A 9106-nucleotide genomic window follows, 5' to 3' on the forward strand; every position below is an offset into this window, starting at 1 on the left:
GTTGGGGGCGACTCAGCGAGAGGCTGGGGGGTGAGCGTTTTGCGACAATAGTCGCGCAAAACGCGAGGGGGTACTCCCCCTTCCGCCTCTCGCGAGCGCCCCCGAGCGACCACCCCGCAACAAATATCCGCGGGGAATTGCTTACTTGAGGGCGGCTTTTTCTTGGGTCTTAAACTGGTTGAATCGAGGCAGGAATTTATCCCAATCGATGGCGTGTCCGTCCAGCTCAGGGCCGTCAATACAGGCGTGTTTGCGTACCAGCTTGCCAGTTTCCGGGTCGTTAAAAGGCACCATGCAGGCTCCGCACATTCCGGTCGCGTCAACCATAATCGAGTTCAGCGACGCGACTGTCGGTACACCGTACTTCGCGGTCAACAGGCAGACAAACTTCATCATAATCGGCGGTCCGATAGTGGTGATTTCCGCAATCTGGCGCCCATCGCCGCGGCCGTCGCGCAGCATCTCTTCCAGCGGCAACGTCACTACGCCCTGACGCCCAAACGACCCATCGTCCGAGGTCAAAACCACATCCAGCAAATCTGGGTACTGACGGCGCAACACTTCGACACGCTCCGGGCTATCCCCGGCGGGGTCCCCGTCCGGGTCGGTCCAGAACAGCAGGTCGCGATTGCGCGCTCCCAGCACCAGGGTCACGTGATTGCCCAGCTCCAAGTGTTTACGCACAATCGGATAGGCGGGCGCTAACCCGACCCCACCAGCCACGAAACACACGCTTTGGGTGGCCGGGTCGAAATGTTCCATCTTGGACGCCAAGCCCAGCGGCCCGGCAATCCCGTAAAACGCCTGGCCAACTTCCATCGCGCACATAATCTGGGTCGATTTGCCCACCGCTTGCACCACGATGGAAATCCAGCCCTGCTCCCGGTCAAAATCGGCCACGGTCAGGGGAATCAGCTCGCCTTTTTCGTGGGTCATAAACCGGGCAAACTGGCCGGGCTGCACCGCGCGGGCGACCGCCGGGGCGTGCAGTTTCATCTCCCAAGTCCGTTCCGACAGTTGGCGTTTCTCCAAGATTCGGTAGGCCGAGGCGGCGCTTTGGGTATATTCCAAAGCGCGTTGCACCCGCTGGCGGACTTCCTCCGGTTCCAGGTGCACGGCCAGGTCCCCCATCTGGCGGGCGGCCGCTTGCCCATCTCCGGCTGCCTTAATCGCGGTCGAGCCGCCACGAGAAGCGTCTCCGCCGGAGTAGATTCCCTCTAGGTTGGTGGCTTGCGAGGGGGTTTCGGCGGCCCCAGCGGCCCCAGCGGCCCCAGCGGCCCCACCAGCACCGGCCTCACCGCCGGCAGCCTCTTTCCCGACCTTGATTGCGCCCCACTGCTGCACTGCCAGGTCAGGCTGCGAATCACGAATAATCGGATTGGAACTGTTTCCGAGCGCCATAATCACCAGGTCAGCGTCCATTTCCAGGATTTCCCCGGTTGGTTGGGGCCGGCGCCGCCCGGACTCGTCAGGCTCCCCCAGCTCCATCACCCCCACGCTCGCTCCCGCGACATGGTGGTTTTCGTCCTCGTGAAACTCGGTGGGCGCGCGCAACTCAGCCACGACAATGCCCTCTTCCAAAGCGTGATGCAGTTCCTCCACACGGGCCGGCATCTCGGCCTTGGTGCGCCGATACACAATAGTGACGTGACCGCCCAAGCGCCGGGCGGTGCGTGCCGCGTCCATCGCCGTGTTTCCTCCACCAATCACCAGGATTTCTTTACCGGCGACTTCGGGCAGGGGCGTGTCATAGTCGGGCAGGTTCGCGTGCATCAGATTCACGCGAGTCAGGAACTCGTTGGCGCTCATGACCCCGTTGAGGTGCTCGCCGGGCACGTTCATGAACTTCGGCAGCCCCGCGCCCGTACCGACGAAAATGCGCCAAAAACCGGCCGCTTTCAAGTCATCTAAGGTCGCGGTCTTGCCCACCACGAAGTTCGTCACGAAACGCCCGCCCAGCAGGCGAATCTTGTCCACCACGTCGTCGACCAGCTCGTTGGGCAGGCGGAACTCGGGAATCCCGTACTTCAACACCCCGCCCAGGGTGTGGAACGCCTCGAACACGGTGACCGGAAAACCCTGGTTTGCCAGCAAGAACGCGTTAATCAACCCGGAGGGACCCGAACCGACGATAGCTATCGGGGGCTTTTCCGCGGTCTGCCACGGGTCGGGACGCCCCTCGAAACGCTTGAGAATCGCCTCGTTGCCGTGCACGATTTTTTCCCGCTGGGGCAAGAACCACTCCAACTGACCAATCTCGATGGGACGCGCCTTGTGCACGCACACCCCTTGACACTGCAGCTCCTGAGGACAAACCCGCCCGGTCACGTTCGGCAGCGGGTTCGACTCCTCCACGATACGCAGTGCCCGGTCAAAATCACCTTCCGCGATGGCCTGCATGACGTCCGGGACATGGATCTGGACCGGGCAACCCCCGACCTTGCGGCCCCGCAAGAACTCGCCCAGCTCACAGGGCCGATCCGCGCAGTGCTTGTCCCGCATCGATTCGAGCCACACAAACAGGTCGACTTCCCGCTGGGAATAGCCCTGGGTCAGATACCCCAGATACCCTTGCGTGACTAGGTCAAAGTCGTGCACTCGCTGGGAGGCCGGCCGCACGTAGGGGGCGACATGGTTAGCGGCGGGCCAGTTTTCGCTCACCCCCGCAAACATCGGGTAGCGCTCGGACAGCCAGGTATCAATCGCGCGGATAAACACGCGTTTCTTGCCCAGCGGCAGATTCCACAGGAAACGCATCATGATGCGCCCCACCGTGTCCTCGCGTTCCAGCAGCTCCCAAATTTTCAGGGTCATCGCCTCGGGCAGTTCCCCAGCGGCAAAAGCCGCGTGCAGCTGGGCCAGGCCCTCGGCCACAAACATGGATTGAAACAGTTTCGGGTCGGCGTTAAACCGGCGTTCCAAAATGTTGAGCTGTACCGTGTTCGTCGTGTCAAGCATCGGTTTCCCCTCCCTGGTCACAAGATGATTTCCGCGTCACAGTTCGCGACAACTTTCGCGACCCGGGCGCGCAGTTCGTCGGTCACTTCCACGCTTTCCAGCGAGCCGGGAATGAGCCGCGCTACCGGGGTGGGCTTGCCGTCAATGATTTCCGTGGACGGCTCGAAGTATTCGGGAATCTCCTGGTAGCAGGTCTTACAGTCCGTGCATTGGGCGATTTTCGCAAGCTCGTAGCGGAACGGCGCGCCCGAGTCTGCCGTGGCGGCGTCGGACGCGGCTGCTCCGGAGGCGCCCCCAGCCGTGCTGGCTCCCCCGCCGAATCCGCCCAAGAACGGTAGCGGCGTCGTGGTCGTGCCGGTCGCGGCGACTTCTGCCATCGCTTTCGCCATGAGTTCAATGGTTTCTTCCTGCGACTTCGCGGCGGCGTCACGAGCTTCGGTCAGCTCCTTTTCCAGGTCGGCATGCGCCTTGCGGGCCTCGGCCAGGTCTTGTCCGGCCAGGTATTGCAGGAAAGTCCAGTGTTCCCGGCATTGCTCGGTCAGTTTCACGATGGAGGGCGACACTTGGATTTTCGCCAGGCCGCCGTCCGCGCCGCTCGTATAGATAAATGGTGTAGCGGTGTCGCGAGTGTCCGCGTCCATCTCTACATAGTCCGCCACCGTCGTCGGGTTTTCGGCGTTTTCCGGCAGCGGCCTAAAGTGTTTCTTAAACCGCAGCTCAGAGTAGGCAAAATCCGCCGGAGTGTAGGGCAGGTCCATCAGCTGGGCGTTACCGTCCGCGTCATGGTAGCTGAGTTTGTATCTCGACCACAGCTTTTTCACATCCGGGTTGCCGTCAATGATGAAGCGGTCGCTGAACTCGTCGTGGGCCGGTTCGTGGACAAACAGCGGGCTGACACGCGATTTCACCGCCAAGCGGCTGTGTTCACTAGCCATGTCGTCCCCGATACCGTGTTCGGGCTGGCAGGGCGTGTACACGTCGATCAGCGCGGGGTAGTCGACCTGGGCCAGAGCGTGTGACACGTTCTTAAGGAAGTGCCCTTGGTAGGCCGTGGAGGTGGACACCACCAGGACGTTGGGGTGCATTGCCGCCAGCAGGCCCAGCTCTTTGCGCTGCTCAGACTTGCCTTTCAAGTATTTGCCGTAGCGGGACAGGTCCGCGTCCTGGCCCTCCAGGGAGGCTGTGGAGGCCTGGCCGCCCGTGTTGGAGTAGGCTCCCGTGTTCAACACCAGCATCTTCACCGGGGTTCCGGACGCCAAAATACGGCTCATCGCCCCGAAGCCGATGTCATAGGACGCACCGTCGCCGCCGATGGACATGACCGCGGGCATCAACGCGAGTTCCTCGTCCGTGAACTGTTTCCATTCCGGAGCGTCGTTCGGAATGTCCGCGCCGGTCGCGCCCGCCAAAATGGCCCGGGCTTGCCGCAACGCCAAAACGTCCATCGACAAATCGGCCGCCAGACCCTCGTAGATGCCTTTCGCCAGGGGCTGGGCATCTTGGAACAGGCTATTGACCCACGGCTGCTGGTAGGGATTGAACGGCGCGGTCGAGGCATAAACCGAGGAACACCCGGTCGAGTTGGCGATCACCGCGGCCGCCGGGCCCCGCCCTCCTGCCGGCCCTTCGTAACGGTACAGACGCTGCTCCAAACGCTCGCGCACCTGGTCAATCAGGGCGCCGAGCTCAGCATCGGTAACGGTTTGACGCTTTGCATCCAGAGCCGCCACCAACTCCTCGAGTTCCTGGCGGTGGCGTGAAACCCGGCCGTTATTAATATCGTTGGCCAGAGCCATAGTTTGGCGCACAGCCGTGACTTCGCCACACCCGCGGCACGCCCCGTGTCCGCCGATGGTAGCGTAATAGTTGTCGCGGTTCAGGAAAATCCGTTTCATATCCAGGCTGGGCCCGCCGTTCGGGTCGCTGAATTCAGCGGGAGAATTTGGCAGTTTCGTCAGGAACGCGAACCGCTGCTGGGCCGTGGCCAGCACCTCGTCGTCCTGGTCGGTGCCAATCAGGGCGTTCGGGCCGCACACCGCCACGCATTCCAGACAGCCGGTGCACTTCCACGGGTCGATAGTCGCGCTAAACAGCACTCCCGCGCCGGGTTGGCGTTTTTCGGTGGAGTCAAAGAACGGTCGGGTGCGCGCCACCGGGAAGGTTCGTAACGTGTCGGCCACCGCCGCCACCGCTGCGGGGTCGGCGTTTTGCGAGGTCGCAGCCGTGGTAAAGACGTCGGCGATTTCCGGACGCGCTTTCGTGTCCAGCAGTGCGGCCCGCATCGCCTCAGAAATGGCGTCCACCTGCGACTTTAGAGAGGCACCGGCCTCGCCCGACTGATCTATAGCCGTCTGAAGCAAGGTGTCGATACCAAACACCGTGTTCGGAATCGCCCCGTCCGGGCAGGCCAGGGCGCATTCCATACAGCCGGTACACAGGCTCGCCTCGAACACCGGAATGTTCCGGCGGAACAGGCCCTTGTCCTTTGTGGCCGAGGACGCCGGGGGCAGGAAGTAGCCGGTGCCAGGGTAAACCGGGGCTTCGCTGATGGTGCCCTGGGCAAACGGTTCCGCCACGACCCGCCGGAAATAATCTCGGTCGAACAGCCCGGCAGTCAGCGCGCAGCCGGTAGAGCCGCGCTGGCACATCGTGGCTGATAGGGAGGCGTCCAAAACTGGGCGAGACTGGGCAGATCCGCCACCCTGAGCCGCGCCCGAAGTGCCCGGGTCGGCGTCGAGCTGTTCCCAATCGACCTTCTGCGTGGCGGCCGCCCCGTCCTTGACCACCGCCATATTGGCTTCCACAATCGCCGGGCCTTTCGCCCCGAATTTGTGCTCGATCTGTTCGCGAATCTTGGCCAACATATCCGCTTCGCTGGCCCCGGAAGCAATCCGGTCGACCTTGGTGGCGATAGCCCCGATGAAAGCCACACCCATCATGCGGGTTTGCAAGCCCGGATCCGGGGCGTGCTTCAGCGCGACCCCGAACGCGTCGAGGATAAATAGGTTGATGTGCCGGTCTCGAATGATCTGTTTCGCGCGGCGCGGCAGGCTCGCCCACAGCTCGGCGGGAGTTTTGTCGGACTGCAGGATAAACGTCCCGCCCTCGGCCAAGCCCTTCAGCGGGTTCGTGTGGGCAAACACCATGTGGTCCGGGCTGACCACAATCTCTACGTCCTCCAGCTCGGCATTCGTAATCCTAATGGTTTCCGGGCTCAACGTGATGTAGTAGTTCGTGGCCGCTCCCGATTTTTCCGAACCGTACTTCGGGGCGGCTTTGCTGTGCAAGTGCAGCATTTCAGCCAAAATGTCGGCCAGTAGTTTCCCGGTCGCAATCGTGCCGTAGCCGCCCACCGAGTGGAATCGAATCCGCATCGCTTCCTTGGGCAGCAGGTCTTTCGGGTTTTCTTCCAGGTGAAGGGCCATTTTGGCGGTGTCCGGGTAGGCTTCGCGCAGCCGGTCCTGCATCGCCTTTTGTTCCCCGGTCGCGTCATCGGCAAAGAACGTCGAGCCGATATAGAACTCGGGAGCGAGGTCGCCGGCCTGCATCGCTTTGAACGTGGCGATGAGGTGGCGCGGCTGGACGTCGTGGCCACCCAAGCCAAAGAATCCGGTGGACAGCTGGGGCATTTCCCCGGTTTTCACGGCGGGAATATCGGGGTAGCGCGCGGGCAGGTCACGCTTGGCGGCCCCCGCGTTTTGGCCGGATTTCACCAGGGCGCCGTTGACGAACTTCGTCAAGGCCGCCTGGTCGGAACGCTCCAGCACCGTCACGGCTTTCGCGCCCTTGAGAGCCGCCACCAACTCGGCCTCCGGGAACGGCTGCAACATGACAATCTGGACCAGACCGACCTTGAGACCCTGATTCCGCAAGTACGGCAGTACCGCCCGCACGTCCTCGCAAATCGAGCCGACACCGACCATGATGACGTCCGCATCCTCGCAGTTAAAGGTTTTCACCGGGGCGTAATCGCTGCCGGTCAGGGCGTTATATTCGTCCATCGCCTGGCGCACTAGGCGCGGCACGTCCGCCACAAAGTGGGTGCGGTGGTCGGCTACCCCGGCTTGGAAATCCGGCTGGTTTTGCACCGGACCGGTCAAGCCCGGATTGTCCACATCCACCAGGGACGGGATAAGTTTGCGGGTGCCTCGCGCCGGAGCGTTGACCCACTGGCGGCGCCACTTGGCGACTTCCGCCGCGGGCAGATGCCCCGCGATTTCCCGGTCAAACAGCTCGCCGCAGCAGTCATTTTCGATGGCGTCGGCGTTATCGGCGCAGTTCAGGAACGACCGCAGCGTCTCGAGGGAGGCGGGCGCCAGCACCGACCTTTTGCTCTCCAGGAACTGACCAAACTGGAAAACCCGACCTTTGGCGCCAAACAAGATTTCCTGAGCGGCGGTGGGGCAGGGAATGTAGCCCTTGGGGTCGCCCAAGTATTCCTTGACCAGCTCGGCTTCCGGCAGGCGCGCTTCGCTCATCATGTGGGAAGTCGCGAAACCATCCATGCAGTTCGCCACCGGAATCAAGGACAGCGACGAGGCGCGGTAAGAAATCAGCGCCAGGTTCGCGGCCTCCTCCGGGTTTGCCCCAAACAGGACCGTGTAACCGGCTGGGAGCAGGGCATATACGTCGTCGTGGCCGCCCATCACGTTCAGCGAGTGGCGGGAAACGACGCGCGCCGCGACCTGCAGCACGAAACCGCCAATGCGCTTGCCGACAGTGACGAAGTGGGACTCCAAACCATAGAGGATACCCTGCGAGCTGGAGGCGTTCGAGATGAACTTGCCGCCGGTCAGGGCCGCGCCCATCGCCCCGGACTGGGCGGAGTGCTCGCCTTCGGGCTCAAAGAAGAAGGGGTGCTGACCCCACACGTTCTTTTGACCTGCCGCCACCGCAGCTTCGAACGTTTCCGAGATTTCCGTCGAAGGGGTGATGGGATAGCCGATGACACCTCCACACACCATGTTCATTACGCGGGCAACCGCACCGTTGCCGTTGATAACTTCCACTTTGCCGGGATACTTCGGCTGGTCTACCATTACAGATTCCTCTCCGATGGGATGATTTTGGGATTGCGTGGCCGTGGCCCAGTGATTCGAATCCTACCCTGATTTTAGTAACATCTCTTTGCCCGCGCGAGAACTCAGAATGAGAGGTTGTTGGCCGTGACCCCTGGGACTGTTCGGAATGCAAGGGTTGGCGCGGTTTGGGATTTAGGAAAGGTAGGGAATCAGGTATTTGACCAGGAACTCGGATGAGGTGCTATCGGTGTAGATGTCGCCGGGAATTTTCTGAGGTTTTTCTTTCCCAATAACCCAAGTCGCCCGCCAGTGAATCCGGCAGGTAATCTTGTAACGGCCGATACGTTGATATTTGTGGGTGACGGTGCCGTTTGGCCAAGGCGCTCCCGCGTCCGCGCCGGAATCCGTAGTTTCGCCGTCGCCCCACTTCCATTCAAACCTAACCGGGACAGCGGTGATGGTCAAGGTCTGCGACGCCACTGTTTTTACGAACTTTTGAGGCTTGGCGTCCGCCCAGATGAACAGGTCTTTATTCACGGCCACGCGGCCTTTACCGGGGTTCATAAACAATTTCGGGGGCTCAACTTTGACTTTCAGCGCCTTGCGTAGCTCCCGGTTCCAGTCATAGGAATTTTGCAGGAAAAGACTGGTTTTCTTACCTTTCGACCCGCCCTTGCCGTTCGCGCCGGACTTCGAAAGAAGTGGGTTATACACATACGAGTTGGAGCCGGCGAAGGATCCGCTGACGACCCCCTGAATCACATTCCCAATCCCGCTGAAATCCCCGACGAGAGCGTTCGCCGAGTCGACCCCCACTCCTGAAAGCGCAAATGAAGTCACGATAGCTGCAGTAAACATACGGGCGCGCCGGGAAAAACTCACTTTTTCAAGCTACCGCGCCAGAAGTGCGCTACCCAAGCCGATGCCAGCCGGGACAGGAGCCGCCTGCCTGGGATTTCGAGGAAGCACACGGAAACGAAGTGTGGATTGCCAACTTTTTTGCCAAGATGAAATATTTTTTGGATTTATAGGTGGAGAATAGCCGGCAAAATAACCATAAATGAAATTGCCCCGGCAATTTCCTTGTTTAAGGACCGGGGTGCAGGAAACAGACGTATACCGAAACA

Annotated in this window: 4 protein-coding genes; all 4 read right to left on the minus strand. The window is 61.3% G+C overall.

The features are described 5' to 3' along the window. Nucleotides 1–141: 141 nt before the first annotated feature. Nucleotides 142–2958: a sulfide/dihydroorotate dehydrogenase-like FAD/NAD-binding protein gene (locus tag RDL66_RS08700; RefSeq protein ID WP_308536575.1), complete on the minus strand. Its 2817-nt coding sequence runs from the start codon at nucleotides 2956–2958 to the stop codon at nucleotides 142–144. A gap of 17 nt (nucleotides 2959–2975) precedes the next feature. Continuing rightward, nucleotides 2976–7997, minus strand: a complete 5022-nt coding sequence (locus tag RDL66_RS08705) for a 2-oxoacid:acceptor oxidoreductase family protein (RefSeq protein WP_308536576.1) — start codon at nucleotides 7995–7997, stop codon at nucleotides 2976–2978. Nucleotides 7998–8171: 174 nt separating this feature from the next. Further along, complete coding sequence (locus RDL66_RS08710) at nucleotides 8172–8861, minus strand: PKD domain-containing protein (protein WP_308536577.1); 690 nt, start codon at nucleotides 8859–8861, stop codon at nucleotides 8172–8174. 9 nt (nucleotides 8862–8870) lie between these two features. Then, nucleotides 8871–9106, minus strand: a 236-nt coding sequence (locus tag RDL66_RS08715; RefSeq protein ID WP_308536578.1) for a hypothetical protein, incomplete at its 5' end; no start/stop codon positions are given.

The sequence above is a fragment of the uncultured Mobiluncus sp. genome (genome assembly GCF_902488535.1).
Taxonomy (GTDB): domain Bacteria; phylum Actinomycetota; class Actinomycetes; order Actinomycetales; family Actinomycetaceae; genus Mobiluncus.